This window comes from Streptomyces sp. NPDC003697 (assembly GCF_053587115.1).
This window is the reverse complement of sequence record NZ_JBSFNN010000040.1, coordinates 1-17,452: the sequence shown is the minus strand read 5'-3', so window position 1 is coordinate 17,452 and position 17,452 is coordinate 1. Positions and strand designations below refer to the sequence as shown.

At 73.4% G+C, this 17,452-nt stretch carries 14 protein-coding genes and 1 pseudogene; 6 read left to right on the top strand and 9 right to left on the bottom strand.

The window, feature by feature from the left end; genetic code table 11:
- Positions 1–73: 73 nt before the first annotated feature.
- Entirely contained in the window at positions 74–2,476 is a 2,403-nt protein-coding gene (locus ACWDNY_RS17695) for a helix-hairpin-helix domain-containing protein (RefSeq protein WP_451646670.1), read from the bottom strand.
- Positions 2,473–3,456 carry an aldo/keto reductase gene (locus tag ACWDNY_RS17690; protein ID WP_451646669.1) on the bottom strand — a complete coding sequence of 328 codons (984 nt, stop codon included), beginning with the start codon at positions 3,454–3,456 and terminating at the stop codon, positions 2,473–2,475. Before ACWDNY_RS17690 ends, ACWDNY_RS17695 begins: the two co-directional genes overlap by 4 nt.
- Before the next feature lie 197 nt (positions 3,457–3,653).
- On the opposite strand from ACWDNY_RS17690, the gene ACWDNY_RS17685 reads away from it, so the two are divergent.
- Entirely contained in the window at positions 3,654–4,709 is a 1,056-nt protein-coding gene (locus tag ACWDNY_RS17685) for an LLM class F420-dependent oxidoreductase (protein WP_451646668.1), read from the top strand.
- Between the two features lie 264 nt (positions 4,710–4,973).
- Entirely contained in the window at positions 4,974–5,762 is a 789-nt protein-coding gene (locus ACWDNY_RS17680; protein WP_451646667.1) for a ferritin-like domain-containing protein, read from the top strand.
- Positions 5,763–5,786: 24 nt separating this feature from the next.
- On the opposite strand, the gene corA is transcribed toward ACWDNY_RS17680, so the two are convergent.
- Positions 5,787–6,788, bottom strand: coding sequence for a magnesium/cobalt transporter CorA (corA, locus tag ACWDNY_RS17675; protein ID WP_451646666.1), 1,002 nt, complete (start codon positions 6,786–6,788; stop codon positions 5,787–5,789).
- Positions 6,789–6,849: 61 nt separating this feature from the next.
- Between corA and ACWDNY_RS17670 the strand changes: the two genes are divergently transcribed.
- The 4 genes from ACWDNY_RS17670 to mshC all read left to right on the top strand — a co-directional run bounded on the left by ACWDNY_RS17670 (position 6,850) and on the right by mshC (position 10,476).
- Positions 6,850–7,536, top strand: coding sequence for a histidine phosphatase family protein (locus ACWDNY_RS17670; protein WP_451646665.1), 687 nt, complete (start codon positions 6,850–6,852; stop codon positions 7,534–7,536).
- A gap of 138 nt (positions 7,537–7,674) precedes the next feature.
- Positions 7,675–8,265 carry a DUF3090 domain-containing protein gene (locus ACWDNY_RS17665; RefSeq protein ID WP_451646664.1) on the top strand — a complete coding sequence of 197 codons (591 nt, stop codon included), beginning with the start codon at positions 7,675–7,677 and terminating at the stop codon, positions 8,263–8,265.
- Positions 8,229–9,152 (top strand): SCO1664 family protein, encoded by a 924-nt coding sequence (locus tag ACWDNY_RS17660; RefSeq protein ID WP_451646663.1) that lies wholly within the window; start codon positions 8,229–8,231, stop codon positions 9,150–9,152. The genes ACWDNY_RS17665 and ACWDNY_RS17660 overlap by 37 nt, the downstream gene beginning before the upstream one ends.
- A 94-nt stretch (positions 9,153–9,246) precedes the next feature.
- The gene (mshC, locus tag ACWDNY_RS17655; RefSeq protein ID WP_451646662.1) at positions 9,247–10,476 is read left to right on the top strand and encodes a cysteine--1-D-myo-inosityl 2-amino-2-deoxy-alpha-D-glucopyranoside ligase; all 1,230 of its coding nucleotides are present in this window, start codon (positions 9,247–9,249) and stop codon (positions 10,474–10,476) included.
- Positions 10,477–10,731: 255 nt separating this feature from the next.
- On the opposite strand, the gene ACWDNY_RS17650 is transcribed toward mshC, so the two are convergent.
- The 6 genes and pseudogenes from ACWDNY_RS17650 to ACWDNY_RS17625 form a co-directional block, all read right to left on the bottom strand.
- Positions 10,732–11,706, bottom strand: coding sequence for a PAC2 family protein (locus ACWDNY_RS17650; protein ID WP_451646661.1), 975 nt, complete (start codon positions 11,704–11,706; stop codon positions 10,732–10,734).
- A gap of 238 nt (positions 11,707–11,944) precedes the next feature.
- Entirely contained in the window at positions 11,945–12,616 is a 672-nt protein-coding gene (locus ACWDNY_RS17645; RefSeq protein WP_451646660.1) for a FadR/GntR family transcriptional regulator, read from the bottom strand.
- A gap of 225 nt (positions 12,617–12,841) precedes the next feature.
- A complete protein-coding gene (locus tag ACWDNY_RS17640; protein ID WP_451646659.1) occupies positions 12,842–14,458 on the bottom strand; it encodes an FAD-dependent oxidoreductase in 1,617 nt (538 codons plus the stop codon).
- A 9-nt stretch (positions 14,459–14,467) separates the two neighbouring features.
- On the bottom strand, positions 14,468–16,036 hold the full coding sequence (gene glpK, locus ACWDNY_RS17635; protein ID WP_451646658.1) for a glycerol kinase GlpK: 1,569 nt from the start codon (positions 16,034–16,036) through the stop codon (positions 14,468–14,470).
- 88 nt (positions 16,037–16,124) lie between these two features.
- Positions 16,125–16,919 carry an MIP/aquaporin family protein gene (locus ACWDNY_RS17630; RefSeq protein ID WP_451646657.1) on the bottom strand — a complete coding sequence of 265 codons (795 nt, stop codon included), beginning with the start codon at positions 16,917–16,919 and terminating at the stop codon, positions 16,125–16,127.
- Between the two features lie 171 nt (positions 16,920–17,090).
- Positions 17,091–17,452 (bottom strand): annotated as a pseudogene (locus ACWDNY_RS17625) (hypothetical protein); the annotation flags it as partial.

The following is a 17,452-nucleotide window of genomic DNA, read 5'->3' as shown; positions in this document are numbered from 1 at the left end:
CAGGAGCACGACGTGAGGGCGGCGGTCACCGGGGTCCGCCCCGGTGACCGCCGCCCTCACGTGTCGGTGGCCTTCAGCCCGCTGCCGGCACCTGCGGGCTCAGCAGCACGGGCAGCCGTGTCGTACGGGGCCTGGCCGGTACCTCCGTCACCGCCCGCGGCAGGGCCTGGTCCACGCCGTGGACGACCGACAGGTGCCGGCTCGCCCGGCTGAAGGCCGTGTAGACCCACGGGCGGCTGAGCGCCTGCGCCGCGTCCCCGGGCAGGACCGCGACCACCGCGGGCCACCGCCCGCCCACCGCCTGGTGCGCCGTGAGCGCCCATCCGTGCCGCACGCACTGCTCCACCCGCTCGCGGGGCACGGTCACGGGAGCGCCGGAGCACGACAGATGCAGTCCGTCCGCATCCGCCCTCACCACATGGCCCGGCAGCGTGCGTCCGGGAGCGGGGGAGTAGGCGATCCGGTCGCCCGGGTCGAAGCCGCCGAACCTGCCGGGGCCCGGGTTGAGCCGCTCCTTCAGGGCCGCGTTCAGCGCGCGGGTGCCCGCCGCGCCGCCGTGCCCCGGGGTGATCACCACCGTCTGCTCGGCGGGGACGCCGATGGCCCGGGGCACCGAGTCCGCGACGAGCTGCACGGTCCGGTGCACGGCCTCGCCCGCGTCCCGCACCGGGACGATCACGACCTCCCTGCCGGGCGCCTCCACCTGCGTCAGCTCGCCGACGCCCACACCCGACACCAGCTCGCCGAGTGGACCGGGATCCGGCACCCGGGAGGCGACCTGCGGGCACACCCGTGCCGCCAACAGGTCCGCGAAGACGCGGCCCGGCCCCACCGACCAGAGCACGGCCGGATCGCCGGCCAGCACCAGCCGCGCCCCGTCCGGCAGCGACTCGACGAGCAGGGCCGCGGTCTCGACGTCCAGCTGGGGAGCGTCCAGCACCACCAGCAGGTCCAGGTCGAGCGCGCCTTCGGTGTCCCGGCCCGGCCCCTCGGCGCCGGACAGCAGCCCGGCCACCGTGGCGACGGCGGCACCGTCCCCCTCCGCCCCGGCGTCCGGCGCGGTGAGCTGCGCCGACAGCGCGGCGAAGTCGTCCCGGCCGAGCGGACTGTGGGCGGCGGCCCAGGCGCGCAGGCCGAGGCCGCGCGCCGCGGACACCAGCCGGGCCGGCTCGACGCGGGAGGCCTCGCCGCCGGTGTGCAGCACCAGGCCGTGACCGGCGACCGCGCGGATCAGCTCCGCGGCGGAGCCCCGGGCGGACGCGGCCGCGCGCTCCCAGCCCTCGGCGGGACCGTCCTGCCCGGGCACCGAGTTCACCAGCCGGGCCAGTGAGTCGGCGAGGCTCTCCTCGGCGAGGGCGTACCGCTCCAGGCCGACGAGGACGCGCACCGGGCGCTGCTCCTCGCCGTCCTCGTCCGTCTCCCCGGACTGCCCGGCGGGTGCTCCCGGCTCCTCCAGGGCGTCCTGGAACGCCAGGGCGTCGCCCTCGGCGAGCGCGCTCTGCAGGGCGGCCTCCGGGTCCGGCACGCCTCGCTGGGCCAGGGCGGCCGTGAGCGCGGGCGCCTCCAGGGCGGTGTGACCGGCGATCGCCGCCTGCTCCAGCAGCCAGACCGTGACCGCCCGTCCGCGCCGCTCGTCGCCGGGGCCGCACTCCGCGCCGAGCAGGGCCCGCGCGAACCCGTCGGCCTGTTCGGGCCGCACCCCGGTGACCCGCAGCAACTGCCAGGGGTCGGCACGCAGGCGTTCCTCCGCGCCCTCGCCGAGCACGGCCGCGGCCTGCGCGGCGAGCGCGCCGGGCGCGCCGCCCTCGGCCAGCACCCGGCCCACCGCCTGGACGGTCCCCGGCGCCGGTCCGGCGGGAGCGGCGGCCGCCTCGGCCGGCACCGGCCTCGGGCGCCGCGGCTCCGGAGCCGTCCGGCGGGGAGCGGGCTCCGCCTCGCCGAAGACCGCCGCCACCGGCTTCTCGCCGCTCTCCACGGCCCGTACGGCCGCGAGCAGGTCGGCCGCCGGGCCGCTCAGCTTGCCGCCGCTCTCGACCGGACCCCTCCTCTCGGCCTTCCGCCGCTCGATGCGTTCCCGCTCGATCCGCTGGGCCGCCAGCTCCGCCTCGGCCTCGGACAATGCCGAGGCCGACGCCCCGGCCGGCTCCGGGGCAGCCTCCCCGGCCTCCCCGGCGCCGTCTTCCGCCGGGCCGGCACCGTCGCCCGGGCCCGCGTCGCCCCCCGCATCTGCCCCGTCCCCGCCCGAGCGGGCGTCCGCCGGGGCGCTTCCGCCCTCGTGCGCACCGCCCCCGGCGCCCGCGCCCGGTCCGGGATCCGCTGCACCGCTGTCGTCGGCACCCGCGCCCGGGTCCGGGGCGCCCCTGCCCCGTCCCGCCGGTCCGGTGTCCGCGCGCCCGGCCTCCCCGGCGCCGCCCTCGGCCGCGGTGCCCGGCGTCCCCGCCTCGGCTTCCTCCGTGGTCTCCGGGTCCGTGCTCACAGCGTGCTCCAGTCGTGATCGGGATAGCGGTGCACAGGCGCCGACACGTCGTCGAGCGCCCGGCAGATCTCGTCAGGAAGACTAAGCGTCTCCACTGACAACGCCGCCGTGAGCTGCTGTGCCGTGCGCGCGCCCACGATCGGCGCGGCCACGCCGGGCCGGTCCCGGACCCATGCGAGGGCCACCTCCAGGGGTGTCACCGCCAGTCCGTCGGCGGCCGTCGCCACGGCGTCCACGATGCGGCTCGCGGTGTCGTCGAGATACGGCGCGACGAACGTCGACAGATGCCCCGAGGCGCCCCGCGAGTCCGGCGGCGTCGAGGTGCGGTACTTGCCCGTCAGCACGCCCCGGCCCAGGGGCGAGGAGGGCAGCAGGCCGATGCCCAGGTCGAGGGCGGCCGGCAGGACCTCGCGCTCCACGCCCCGCTGGAGCAGCGAGTACTCCAGCTGCGCGCTCGCCAGCCGGGTGCGCGCACCCGGCGCCGCGAGCTGCCAGGTCGCCGCCTTGGCGAGCTGCCAGCCGCAGAAGTTGGACACGCCCGCGTAGCGCACACGGCCGCTGCTGACGGCCAGGTCCAGCGCCTGGAGGGTCTCCTCCAGCGGGGTGTCCGGGTCGAAGGCGTGGACGTGCCACAGGTCGACGTAGTCGGTGCCCAGACGGGCCAGGGAGGCGTCCAGGGCGGCCAGCAGGTGCCCGCGGGAGCCGTCGAAACGGCGGTCCGGATCGGGCACGCTGCCCGCCTTCGTCGAGACGACGAGGTCCCGGCGGGGCACGAGGCCCTCCATGAGCCGCCCGAGCAGGTACTCCGCCTCGCCGTCGCCGTAGACGTCGGCGGTGTCGACGAGGGTGCCGCCGGCCTCCCAGAACGTCTTCAGCAGGCCCGCGGCGTCGTGCTCGTCGGTGTCCCGGCCCCAGGTCAGGGTGCCGAGGCCGATGCGGGACACGCGCAGGCCGGTACGGCCGAGATGCCTCTGCTCCATGGACGCCGAGATTACTGGCCACCGGCGGCGCCGTGGGGTCCCTGTGGACAACCGGCGTCCGCACGTCCGAGGGGGCCGGGAGCGCGAGGCCGGCCGGACATGAGACGGACGTCGCCACGCCACCGCCTGCCGTAGCGCGCGCCCCCGCGCTAGGGTCTCCCGCACAGGGACGTTACTGATCGGTAAGGGGAAGCGGCATGAGGCTCGGGATCAACCTCGGCTACTGGGGCGCCGGCATGGACGCGGACAATCTGGCCGTCGCCCGGGAGGCCGACCGGCTCGGATACGCGGTGTGCTGGGCGGCCGAGGCCTACGGGTCGGACGCGGCCACCGTGCTCGCCTGGGTCGCCGCGCAGACCGAGCGCATCGACGTCGGCTCGGCCATCTTCCAGATCCCGGCCCGGCAGCCCGCGATGACCGCGATGACGGCCGCGACGCTGGACTCGCTGTCCGGTGGCCGTTTCCGCCTCGGGCTGGGCGTCTCCGGCCCGCAGGTCTCCGAGGGCTGGTACGGGGTCAGGTTCGACAAGCCGCTCGCCCGGACCCGGGAGTACGTCGAGATCGTGCGGAAGGCCATGACGCGGGAGCGGCTGACCCACGACGGCGAGCACTGGACGCTGCCCCTGCCCGGCGGTCCGGGCAAGCCGATCAAGCTCACCGTGCACCCGCAGCGCGAGCACATCCCGCTGTACATCGCCGCCATCGGACCGAAGAACCTGGAGCAGACCGGCGAGATCGCCGACGGGGCGCTGCTGATCTTCCCCTCCGCCGAGCACCTCGGGGAGACCGCGGTCAAGCACCTGAGCGCCGGGCGCGCGAAGGCCGGCAAGACCCTGGAGGGCTTCGACGTCTGCCCGACCCTGCCGCTCGCCCTCGGCGACGACAAGGACGTGGCACGGCTCGCCGACACCTTCCGCCCCTACACCGCCCTCTACGTCGGCGGCATGGGAAGCCGCAAGCAGAACTTCTACAACCGGCTCGCCGCCCGCATGGGCTACGAGCGGGAGGCCGCCGAGATCCAGGACAGGTACCTCTCCGGCGACAAGCAGGGCGCGGCGGCCGCCGTGCCGCACGAGCTCATCGACCGGACCACGCTGCTGGGCTCCGTCGACCGCATCGCGGACCGGATGAAGGCCTATGCCGCGGCCGGGGTCACCACCCTGACACTGGCCCCCGCGGGCTTCACGCTCGACGAGCGGATCGCCGCGCTCCGCGCCGGCACCGAGGCACTGGAGCGCGCCGGCCTGGCCTGACGCGGGACCGGCCGGCGAGGGCGGCGCGCACGCCCGGGGGCCCGAGGCGCGTCCGGGGGAGTCCTGCGGCCGTGGTGGGGGCTCGGGGGTCTTCCCCGCCACGGCCGTCACGCAGCACAACGCGCCCGGGCCCGCGTGGTTACGCACGACGCGGGCGCCGGGCCGTCGGCCGTTCGGAGCAGCCGGCCCGCGCACCTGTTGCGGGGCCCCGGGGGTGCGGTTTGACTCGTCTCCGCGCGGACCTGCAGAGAGGGTGCCCCCACGATGTTCTCGGCCAAGAGCCTGTTCCAGGAGATCTTCGACAACGACGAGTCGTTCCGGCTGTTCTGCTCCATCGCGGCGAGCGGGGAGGCGCAGGGCGGATGGGAGAACGGCCGCATCGCCGCTCTCGTGCCCGCGGGCGAGTACGGCCTCGCACCCAAGATCGCCCGCCATGGAGCGGACGAGGACAAGCACGGCCGCATCTTCCGCGCCCTGCTGAGGAAGCGCGGTCTGCGACCGGTTCCGGTGCCCGCCGACACCGACTACACGATGCTCCTGGAAAGGCGGGGCATCGGCCTGTCCCACGACAGGCTGAACGCCGACGAGCCGCTCACCGTCGAGGACATCGTCACCTACCTCGCGCACAGCCGGGTCACCGAGCAGCGGGCCTGCGAGCAGATGCGGCTGCTGCGCCGGTACTTCGGCGACCACCCGGAGATCGGCAAGGCGGTCCGGATGATCTCCGACGACGAGGAGAACCACCTCGCGTACGCCCACGAGGAACTGCTGCGCCTCACGTCCGCCGGGCACGGCCCGTTCATCCGGCGGACCCTGCGCGCGTGCGCCCTGGCCGAGATCCGAGTCCACCGGGACGTGAGCCTGGCGGTGATGGCCCGCATGGGACGCATCCTGGGATGGCCGAGGCGCAAGTCGGCGGCCCTGGCGGCAGGTATCCGCGCGGTCCACCTCTACGAGCGGTGCGGGGGCCGGCGCCGGATGGTGCGCCTGCGCACGCCCCTGAGACGCGACGCCCTCGGCGGACCCGCCACCACGGCACCCGAGTACGTCTGAGCCGGGCGGGCGCGCGGCCCGGAGCTACAGCCAGCCCCGCCGCTTGAACAGCCGGTACAGCACCGCCTCCAGCACGGCCATCACGACGATCACCACCGGATACGACCACGTCCAGCGCAGCTCCGGCATGTGCTCGAAGTTCATGCCGTAGATACCGGCGATCATCGTCGGGATCGCCGCCATGGCCGCCCACGCGGAGATCTTCCGCATGTCGTCGTTCTGCTGCACGCTGATCTGCGCGAGATGCGCGGAGAGTATGTCCGACACCAGCCGGTCCAGCCCCTCCACCGACTCGTTGACCCTGGTGAGGTGGTCGCTGACGTCCCGGAAGAAGGGCCGTGCCTTGTCCGCCACGAAGGGCACGGCCGTGCCGAACGCGCCGGTACCGCTGCCGGCCAGGCGGGACATGGCCGGGGCGAGCGGGCCCGTCGCCCGCCGGAACTCCGTGATCTGCCGCTTGAAGTTGTAGATCCGCGACGCGGTGTTCCGCGAACCGCCCTGCTCCGGCGTGAAGACCTCCGTCTCCAGCTCCTCCAGGTCCGTCTGCAGCTCGGTCGCCACGTCCAGGTAGTGGTCGACGGTCGTGTCCGCGATCGCGTACAGCACGGACGTGGGTCCCTTGCCCAGCATCTCGGGCTCCTGCTCCAGCCGGTTCCGCACGGCGCTCAGCCCGTCGCCCTCGCCGTGGCGGACCGTCACCACGAAGGAGTCACCGAGGAAGATCATGATCTCGTCGGTGGACACCGTGTCGCTCTGCGGCTCGTACACCACCGGTTTGAGGACCACGAACAGCGAGTCGTCGTACACCTCCAGCTTCGGCCGCTGGTGGGCCTTCAGCGCGTCCTCCACCGCCAGCGGGTGCAGCCCGAACTCCTGGCTGACCAGGTCGAACTCCTTCTGGCTGGGCTCGTGCAGGCCCACCCACACGAAGCCGCCGGCCGCCCGCGCCCCCGCGAGGGCGTCGGAGAAGTCGTCGGGACCCTCGGTGCGGTGCCCGTCACGGTAGACGGCGCAATCGACGATCACGGAACGTGTTCTCCTCTCGCCCGGCCTCCGCCGGATCTCCTGGTACGCCTACGCTGTCCGCATGCCCACGTTGATCCTCGTCAGGCACGGACGTTCCACCGCCAACACCGAAGGGCTGCTCGCCGGCTGGACGCCCGGCGTCGGACTGGACGAGCGCGGGGCCGCGCAGGCCGCCGCGCTGCCCGGCCGGCTCGCCGCGCTGCCGGTCGCCGAGGTCGTCACCAGCCCGCTGCAGCGCTGCCAGGAGACGATGCGTCCGTTCCTCGACGCCCGGCCCGGACTGACCGCGCACATCGACGAGCGGATCGGGGAGTGCCACTACGGGGACTGGTCCGGACGCAAGCTCGCCGATCTCAAGGACGAGCCGCTGATGGATGTGGTGCAGGCGCACCCGTCGGCGGCGGCCTTCCCCGGGGGCGAGTCCATGCGGGCGATGCAGACGCGCGCCGCCGAGGCGGTGCGCGAGTGGAACGCGCGTGTGGAGCGCGACCACGGAGCCGACGCCGTGTACCTGATGTGCTCGCACGGCGACATCGTCAAGTCGCTCGTCGCGGACGCACTCGGACTGCATCTCGACCTCTTCCAGCGGATCTCCGTGGAACCGTGCTCCGTCACCGCGATCCGCTACACCCGGCTGCGGCCCTTCCTCGTACGGCTCGGGGACACCGGCGACTTCGCGTCCCTGGCGCCGCGCGAGGAGCCCGCGGGCGACGACGCACCGGTCGGGGGCGGCGCGGGCGCACCGTGATCGTCGGCCGCAGTAGGGTGAAGCGGTCGCGCCGAACCGCACCGCCCGGCGCCGGCAGCGGGACGGCGCGGTGCGGCCGGCCGGTTGCGAAGTCCATGTCGTTGTCACGACCCCACACGATTCCCATGGAGACAGGACGTGTCCCGTCAGGTGTTCCTCTACGACCCCCCGGACCGTTTCGTGGCCGGCACGGTCGGACTGCCCGGACGCCGTACGTTCTTCCTCCAGGCCACAGCCGGCCCCCGGGTGACCAGCGTGGCCCTGGAGAAGACCCAGGTCGCCGCGCTCGCCGAGCGCATGGACGAGCTCCTCGACGAGGTCGTACGCCGTAGCGGGGGCAACGCGGCCGTGCCCGCCGTGGCCCCCGCCGAGGTGGCCGACACCGCTCCGCTGGCCACCCCCGTCGAGGAGGAGTTCCGCGTCGGCACCATGGCGCTGGCCTGGGACGGCGAGGAGCAGCGCATGATCGTCGAGGCGCAGGCCCTGGTGGAACTCGACGCCGACTCCGAGGAGGACCTCGCCGAGGCCGAGGAGCGGCTCCTGCAGGATGAGGAGAACGGCCCCCCGATGCTGCGGGTCCGGCTCACCGGCGCGCAGGCCCGGGCGTTCGCCAAGCGCGCCCTGGACGTCGTCAACGCCGGGCGGCCGCCGTGTCCGCTGTGCAGCCTCCCGCTCGACCCGGAAGGACACGTATGTCCGCGCCAGAACGGATACCGTCGAGGGGCGTGACGGCGGGGCCGGTTCCCGCCGGCTCCGCCGCCGGATCCGTGCCCGGGCCCGGCCCCTCGGCCGTGGCGGCCGATCCGGCTCCGCGCGGTTCCGCGGCCCCGGCCGGCCCCGCCGAGCTGCTCGCCAAGGGGGAGCTGACCGTGCGCGGGCGCATCCGCGACGCGTCCAACGCGGCGCTGTTCTGCACGGTGACGTACGGGGGCCGGGAGGCGTCCTGCGTCTACAAGCCCGTCGCCGGGGAGCGTCCGCTGTGGGACTTCCCCGACGGCACGCTCGCCGGGCGCGAGGTGGCCGCCTGGGAGGTCTCCGAGGCCACCGGCTGGGGGCTCGTGCCGCCCACCGTGCTGCGTGACGGACCGTACGGCGAGGGGATGTGCCAGCTGTGGATCGACGTCTCGCCCGACGGCGAGCTGCTCGCCCTCGTGGACGGCGAGGAGGCCGCGCCCGGCTGGAAGGCCATCGGCCTCGCGGACGTCGGTGAGGGCCGCACCGCGCTGCTGGTGCACGCCGACGACGAGCGGCTGCGCCGGCTGGCCGTGCTGGACGCGGTGATCAACAACGCGGACCGCAAGGGCGGCCATCTGCTTCCCGCCGCCGGGGGCAGGCTGTACGGCATCGACCACGGCGTCACCTTCAACGTCGAGGACAAGCTGCGGACCCTGCTGTGGGGGTGGGCGGGGGAGCCGCTGACCGCGGAGGCCGTCGGCGTGCTGGCCGCGCTGCGGGACGCGCTGGAGCCCGGCGCGAGCCTCGCCGCCCGGCTGGCCGAACTGATCACCTCCGCCGAGGTCGAGGCCACGCGCGGGCGTGTCGAGGCGCTCCTCGCCTCCGGCAGGCACCCGGAGCCCGGTGGCGAGTGGCCGGCGATTCCCTGGCCGCCGGTCTGACAGCACGGGGGCCGGTGCCGCGCAAGAGCGCCGTATCGGCCGTCCTGACCGATCCGGTTCGTAGACGGGACCGCGGTCCGGTTAGGCTCATGACATGCATGCCTGGCCCGCTTCCGAGGTCCCCGCCCTGCCTGGTCAGGGCCGCGACCTCAGGATCCACGACACCGCGACCGGCGGTCCGGTCACCCTGGACCCCGGTCCCGTCGCCCGTATCTACGTCTGCGGCATCACGCCGTACGACGCGACCCACATGGGTCACGCGGCGACCTACAACGCGTTCGACCTCGTTCAGCGCGTGTGGCTCGACACCAAGCGGCAGGTCCACTACGTCCAGAACGTGACCGACGTCGACGACCCCCTGCTGGAGCGGGCGCAGCGCGACGGTGTCGACTGGGTCCGGCTGGCGGAGCAGGAGACGGCCCTGTTCCGGGAGGACATGACCGCCCTGCGCATGCTGCCGCCGCGGCACTACATAGGAGCCGTGGAGGCCATACCGGGCATCGTCCCGCTGGTCGAGCGGCTGCGGGACCTCGGCGCGGCCTACGAACTCGAGGGGGACGTCTACTTCTCCGTCGAGTCCGACCCGCGCTTCGGTTCGGTGTCCCACCTGGACGCCGCCGCGATGCGGCTGCTGACCGCCGAGCGCGGCGGCGACCCGGACCGGCCCGGAAAGAAGAACCCGCTCGACCCGATCCTGTGGATGACCGCCCGTGAGGGCGAGCCCAGCTGGGACGGCGGCTCGCTCGGCCCCGGCCGGCCCGGCTGGCACATCGAGTGCGTGGCCATCGCGCTCGACCACCTCGGCATGGGCTTCGACGTGCAGGGCGGCGGCTCCGACCTCACCTTCCCGCACCACGAGATGGGTGCCTCGCACGCCCAGGTGCTGACCGGCGAGTTCCCGATGGCCAAGGCCTACGTGCACGCCGGCATGGTGGCCCTCGACGGCGAGAAGATGTCCAAGTCCAAGGGGAACCTGGTCTTCGTCTCGCGGCTGCGGCGCGACGGCGTGGACCCGGCCGCGATCCGGCTGACGCTGCTCGCCCACCACTACCGGTCGGACTGGGAGTGGACCGACCAGGTGCTGCGGGACGCCGTCGCACGCCTCGACCGGTGGCGCGCGGCCGTCTCCCGGCCGGACGGTCCCTCCGCCGACGCGCTCGTGGAGGAGATCCGCGACGCCCTGGCCGACGACCTGGACGCCCCGGCGGCCCTCGCCGCGGTCGACCGCTGGGTGGCCCTCCAGCAGGAGCGGGGCGGCGAGGACACCGGCGCGCCCGGCCTGGTCTCCCGGGCCGTGGACGCCCTGCTGGGCGTGGCGCTCTGACGAACGCCGGCGGTGCCGGGCGCGAAGCGGAGTGTGCTTCGCGCCCGGCGCCCCCCACGTGTGGCGGGCGCCCCGACGGCCGCCGTGTGCGCCGCTGCCGCCGGGACGGCGGGTAACGCGACCGTGGCGCCCGTCGCGCGGGGCGTGCGGCAGCACGAAGCCGCCGGGGCGGGCCACGACACCATCGGCGGGCGTGCGAGGGGGGCGGTGCGCGATCGGCGTACCGCCCCCTCTTAGGTCCTGGCCTGCGGCGTGTCAGTCCTCCGACGCGTCGCCGTCGTCCGCCTCGGGCTTCGGCGGCTTCGGGGGCCGGGTACGGCCACCGGGGTTGTCCCGCAGGTAGGAGCCGCCCTCACCGCTCTCCGTGGCGTGGCCGCCCGGCGTGCCGCCGCCGTCGCGGCGCCGCAGATAGCGCTCGAACTCGCGGGCGATCGCCTCGCCCGACGCCTCCGGCAGCTCGGCGGTGTCCCGGGCCTCCTCCAGCGTCTGGACGTACTCGGCGACCTCGCTGTCCTCGGCCGCCAGCTGGTCCACGCCCACCTGCCAGGCACGCGCGTCCTCCGGCAGCTCACCCAGCGGGATGCGCAGGTCGAGCAGGTCCTCCAGACGGTTCAGGAGGGCCAGCGTGGCCTTGGGGTTGGGCGGCTGGGAGACGTAGTGCGGGACGGCCGCCCACAGCGACACCGCCGGAACGCCGGCGTGCGTGCAGGCCTCCTGCAGGACGCCCACGATGCCCGTGGGGCCTTCGTACTTGGTCTCCTCCAGGTCCATGCGGCGGGCCAGGTCCGGGTCGGACGTGGTCCCGCTGATCGGGACCGGACGCGTGTGCGGGGTGTCGCCGAGCAGGGCGCCCAGGATGACCACCAGCTCCACGCCCAGCTCGTGCGCAAAGCCGAGCAGCTCGTTGCAGAACGAGCGCCAGCGCATGGACGGCTCGATGCCGCGGATCAGCACCAGGTCACGCGGCTTGTCGCCGCCGACCCGGACCACCGACAACCTTGTCGTCGGCCAGGTGATCTTGCGGACGCCGGCCTCCATGAACACCGTGGGCCGGTTCACCTGGAAGTCGTAGTAGTCCTCGGCGTCCAGCGCCGCGAACACCTCGCCCTTCCACTCCCGCTCCAGATGCGCGACCGCGGTGGAGGCGGCGTCGCCGGCATCGTTCCAGCCCTCGAACGCGGCCACCATGACCGGGTCGATCAGCTCGGGAACCCCCTCGAGCTCGATCACCCAGTGCCTCCTTCCGACGTGCCCTCGCGTACGTCACAACCTTACGGCGTGCGGCACATCCGCCCGCAGCCCCCTTGCACAGGGGAGTGAACGGATCACTGCCCCGTGGACCGGCCCGGAACACTTCGGATTCATCCGATCTGTGCGCGGCCACCGGCGAAGGCGACCGGGAACAGGCCCCCGGCGCGGCCTCATTCGTCCGACGACCGCCGTCCGGAGCGACGACGGGGACACGGCCTCACAGCGTGCCGCGCAGCCACTGCTCCACGCTCGCGATGTGCACGGTCGCCCATGAGCGGGCCGCCTCCGCGTCCCGGTCGCGCAGCGCCTGGAGGATGGCGCGGTGCTCGCGCAGCATCCGGCCGGCCGCGTCCTCCCGGGTCGGGTCCCGCAGCGCCCGGGCCCGCGCGGTGGGACCCGAGATGCCGTCGAGCAGCGAGCACAGCACGGAGTTGCCCGAGCAGCGCGCGATCCCCCGGTGGAACTCCACGTCGAAGGCGGCCAGTTCGGCCGTGGACGGCCGCATGCCGAGCGCGTCCAACCGGGCTGTCAGCGCGTCCAGTTGCCCCTCGCTGATACGCGCCGCCGCCATCGCCGTGGCGGCCGGTTCCAGGATGCGGCGCACGGCGAGGAACTCCGGCACCGTGTCGTCGCGGTGGAAGTCGACGACGAAGCTCAGCGCCTCCAGCAACAGGTGGGGGGCCAGGCTGGTCACGTACGTGCCGTCGCCCTGGCGCACGTCCAGGACACGGATCAGCGACAGGGCCCGCACCGCCTCCCGCAGGGAGTTGCGTGACAGGCCCAGCTCGGCGGCCAGTTCGCTCTCCCTGGGCAGCCGGTCCCCGGGCCGCAGCGCGCCGGAGACGATCATCGCCTTGATCTTCTCGATCGCCTCGTCGGTCACTGCCATGGCCGGGCCCCTCACCGAGACATCGGACGTTGACCGAAGTATGGACGGGTGACCCCGCGAAGGGGAGGGGCACGAACGGGCCGCGGCACGGCTGCGGCAGCCCAGCGGCACCGCCCGGCCGCGGGGGGCGTACGCCGGCGGGGCGGCCCTGTGCGCCAGGAGCCGCCCCGCCCGCGCCGCCGGCTCCCCGTGTGCAGGGAGCGGGCTCTCAGCGCTGCCCGGTGGTCACTTGTTGTCGAGCAGGTCCTGGACCTTCGACCGGACCTCGTCCGTGGCCAGGCCGCGGATCGTCAGCGTCGTACGGCGGCGCAGCACGTCGTCCGCCGTCTCGGCCCACTCGTTGTCCCGGGCCCAGACGACCTGCGCCCAGATCTCCGGGGCGTCCGGGTGGACGCGCTCGGCCAGTTCCGGGCTCTCGTTGGCCAGCCGGGCGATGTCGAACGCCAGCGAGCCGTAGTGGGTCGCCAGGTGCCTGGCGGTGTCGGCGGCCATGCGCGGGCCCGGCGCCGGGCGGTCGACCAGCAGACGGTGCGCGACGGCGCGCGGGTTGGCGATGCCCGGCAGCGGCAGCTTCTTCGGCAGCGAGGCGATCGGCTCGAAGTCGTCGCCGAGCGGGTGACCCGGCAGCGCCTCCAGCTTCTTCATGACCGTACGGCCGATGTGGCGGAAGGTCGTCCACTTGCCGCCCGCGACGGACAGCATGCCGCCCCTGCCCTCGGTCACGACGGTCTCGCGCTTGGCCTTGGCGGTGTCGCCGGGGCCGCCCGGCAGCACCCGCAGGCCGGCGAAGGCATAGGTGATCAGGTCACGGCTGAGCTGCTGGTCGCGGACGGAGAAGGCGGCCTCGTCGAGTATCTGCGCGATGTCCTTCTCGTCGACCGCGACGTCCGCCGGGTCGCCCTCGTACGCCTCGTCGGTCGTGCCGAGCAGCAGCATGTCCTCCCAGGGGAGGGCGAAGGTGATCCGGTACTTGTCGATCGGGGTGGCGAGCGCCGCCTTCCACGGCGAGGTGCGCTTGAGCACCAGGTGCGCGCCCTTCGACAGGCGGATGGAGGGCGCCGCGTTCGGGTCCTCCATCCGGCGCAGGTGGTCGACCCACGGGCCGGTCGCGTTCAGCACCAGGCGGGCGTCGACCCCGAACTCGTCGCCCGACAGGCGGTCCTTGAGCTCGGCGCCGGTGACCCGGCCCTGGGTGAAGCGCAGGCCGGCGACCTCGGCGTGGTTCAGCACGACCGCGCCCGCCTCGACGGCCGCGCGGACCGTCATCAGCGCCATGCGCGCGTCGTTCATCTGGTCGTCGCCGTAGACGGCCACGGCCTTGAGGTTCTCGGTGCGCAGCTCGGGTACGTCCTGAGCGGCCTTCGCCGGGCTCAGCAGGTGGCCCACGCCGTCACCGAAGGCGGAGAGCGCGGAGTAGGCGAAGACGCCCGCCCCGAGCTTCGCCGCGCCGTGCGGGCCGCCCTTGTACACGGGGAGGTAGAAGGTGAGCGGGTTCGCCAGGTGGGGGGCCACCTGGCGGGAGACCGCACGGCGCTCGAAGTGGTTCTCCGCCACGAGCTTCACCGCGCCGGTCTGCAGGTAGCGCAGACCGCCGTGGAGCAGCTTGGAGGAGGCGGAGGAGGTGGCGCCGGCGAAGTCGCCGGCGTCGACCAGGGCCACCCTGAGGCCGGACTGCGCGGCGTGCCAGGCGGTGGAGATGCCCAGGATGCCGCCGCCGATCACGAGGAGGTCGTACGTCGCCTTCGCAAGCTGCTCCCGGGTCTCGGCGCGGCTCGGGTTGGAACCGGAGGCCGGGTGGGTCCCCAGGGCAGGCACGGACTGCAGGGTGGACTGACTGGTCATTGCGGTTACTTACTCCTCGTCGGTTTCGTCGGCGATCCAGCCCATGGTCCGCTCGACGGCCTTGAGCCAGTTCTTGTACTCACGGTCGCGGGCTGCCGCTTCCATGCGGGGGGTCCACTCGGCGGCCCGGCGCCAGTTGGCGCGCAGGTCGTCGGTGCTGTTCCAGAAGCCGACGGCGAGGCCGGCGGCGTAGGCGGCGCCGAGGCAGGTGGTCTCGGCGACCATCGGACGCACCACGGGGGCGTCCAGGAAGTCCGAGAGCGTCTGCATCAGCAGGTTGTTGGAGGTCATGCCGCCGTCGACCTTGAGGGCCGTCAGCTCCACACCGGAGTCCTTGGTCATGGCGTCGGCGATCTCCCGCGTCTGCCAGGCGGTGGCCTCGAGGACGGCGCGCGCGAGGTGCGCCTTGGTGACGTACCGGGTCAGGCCGGCGATCACACCGCGGGCGTCGGAGCGCCAGTACGGGGCGAACAGACCGGAGAAGGCCGGCACGAAGTAGGCGCCGCCGTTGTCCTCGACCGAGAGCGCGAGCGTCTCGATCTCGGCGGCGGTGGAGATCAGGCCCATCTGGTCGCGCATCCACTGCACCAGGGAGCCGGTGACGGCGATCGAGCCCTCCAGGGCGTAGACCGGCTTGGCCTCGCCGATCTGGTAGCCGACCGTGGTCAGCAGGCCCGAGTAGGAGTTGATGATCTTGTCGCCGGTGTTCATCACCATGAAGGTGCCGGTGCCGTAGGTCGACTTGGTCTCGCCCTCGGAGAAGCAGGTCTGGCCGAACAGGGCCGCCTGCTGGTCGCCGAGCGCGGAGGCGACCGGGATGCCGCCGAGCAGGTCGCCCAGCTTGCCGCCCTTGATCTCGCCGTAGACCTCGGCGGAGGAGCGGATCTCGGGCAGGATCTGCGCCGGCACGCCGATCGACTCGCAGATTCTCTGGTCCCACTCCAGGGAGTGCAGGTTCATGAGCAGCGTGCGGGAGGCGTTGGTGACGTCGGTGACGTGCCTGCCGCCGTCGACACCGCCGGTCAGGTTCCAGATGACCCAGGTGTCCATGGTGCCGAAGAGGATGTCGCCCGCCTCGGCGCGCTCACGCAGGCCGTCGACGTGGTCGAGCAGCCAGCGGGCCTTGGGGCCGGCGAAGTAGGAGGCCAGGGGCAGACCGGTCTCGCGGCGGAAGCGGTCCTGGCCGACGTTGCGGCCGAGCTCCCTGCACAGGGCGTCGGTGCGGGTGTCCTGCCAGACGATGGCGTTGTGGACGGGCTCACCGGTGTTCCTGTCCCACAGCACGGTCGTCTCGCGCTGGTTGGTGATGCCGATGGCCTTGATGTCGTCGCGGGTGATGCCGGCCTTCTCGATGGCTCCGGCGACGACCTCCTGGACGTTGGCCCAGATCTCGGTGGCGTCGTGCTCGACCCATCCCGGCTTGGGGAAGATCTGCTCGTGCTCCTTCTGGTCGACGGAGACGATGCGGCCGTCCCGGTCGAAGACGATGCAGCGCGAGGACGTGGTGCCCTGGTCGATGGCGGCGATGAACGGGCCGTGGCCGTGGGATGCGATGCCGGCGGTGTGGGCGTCGGTCACTGTGTGCTCCAGAGAGTTCCGTGGTCCGGGGGGCTTGTCTGTACGAAGCGTGGTGTGCCGCTCAGGAGGTTGGACGCGGCCGCGCTTCCTAGGCGAAGACGACGTTGTAGATGCCTGCGGCGATCGCGCCGCCGATGAGCGGACCGACCACCGGGATCCAGGCGTAGCCCCAGTCGGAGCCGCCCTTGTTGGGCAGGGGCAGCAGGGCGTGCACGATGCGCGGACCGAGGTCACGGGCCGGGTTGATCGCGTAGCCCGTCGGGCCGCCGAGCGACAGACCGATGGAGACGACCACGAGGGCGGTGATCAGACCGCCGAGGACGCCCAGGCCGTTGCCCTCGGCGTTCAGGCCCTGGGTGAGCACGGCGAGCAGCAGCACCACGGTGCCGATGATCTCCGTGACGAGGTTCTGCACGGTGTTCCGGATCTCCGGACCGGTGGAGAAGATGCCGAGGACGGGGCCGGCGCCCTTCTCCTGGGCCTCGACGGCCTTCGTGGTGGTGGCCTGCGCGCCCGGGCCGCCGACGATCTCCCGGTCGGTCAGGTGGGCGTGGAACTGGCCGTAGTAGGCGGCCCACACCAGGGCCGCGCCGATCATCGCGCCCAGCATCTGGCCGGCGAAGTAGACCGGGACGTGGCCCCACCCGCCGTCCTTGATGGCGAGCGCCAGCGTCACCGCCGGGTTGAGGTGGGCGCCGGACAGCGGGCCCGAGATGTAGACCGCCGTCATGACGGCGAAGCCCCACCCGAAGGCGATGGCGAGCCAGCCGGCGTTGCGTGCCTTGGAGGCCTTCAGCGTCACGGCGGCGCAGACTCCGCCGCCGAGCAGAATGAGTATGGCGGTACCGATGGTCTCGCCGATGAAGATGTCGGAGCTGGACACCCGCGACTCCTTTGTCCTTCGTCCAGGGGTAGCTGAACCCCGAATCCCTCCGGGGGTCTTGCGCCCTCGGGGGTGAGAGCGAATCCGGCCACTGGCACTGCCACACCCTAACGCTTATTGCCGGTAGGTGTTCGACAATGCCGACCGATGGACGGGAGTCTTGCTCCGGGGTCAGGCGGGCGTCAAGAGGTCTGTTATCGAATGCACGATCGTTATTGATCGTCGCGAGTTATCGATCTCCCTGTCCGGTGCGGCGGCTGTACCGCACGGGTGTCCGACCGCTGTGTCCTGCCCAGCCGCACTCCCGGACATGCCGGAAACCGGGACCCCCAGGGCGTTCCGGTTCCCTTTTTTGTTCATGCCGTGTACGGGCCGCGCGCACCGGGGCCCGTCGATGCGGGGCCGCCGGGTCCCCGCCTGGTCGCGACTGCCGGCCGTGCCGCGGACGAAGAGGCCGTCCACGTCGTAGCCGTCGTACTCGAGGTTGTACCTCGTCGGCGCCTTGAGGATGCCCGGGCGGGCCGTGACGAAGA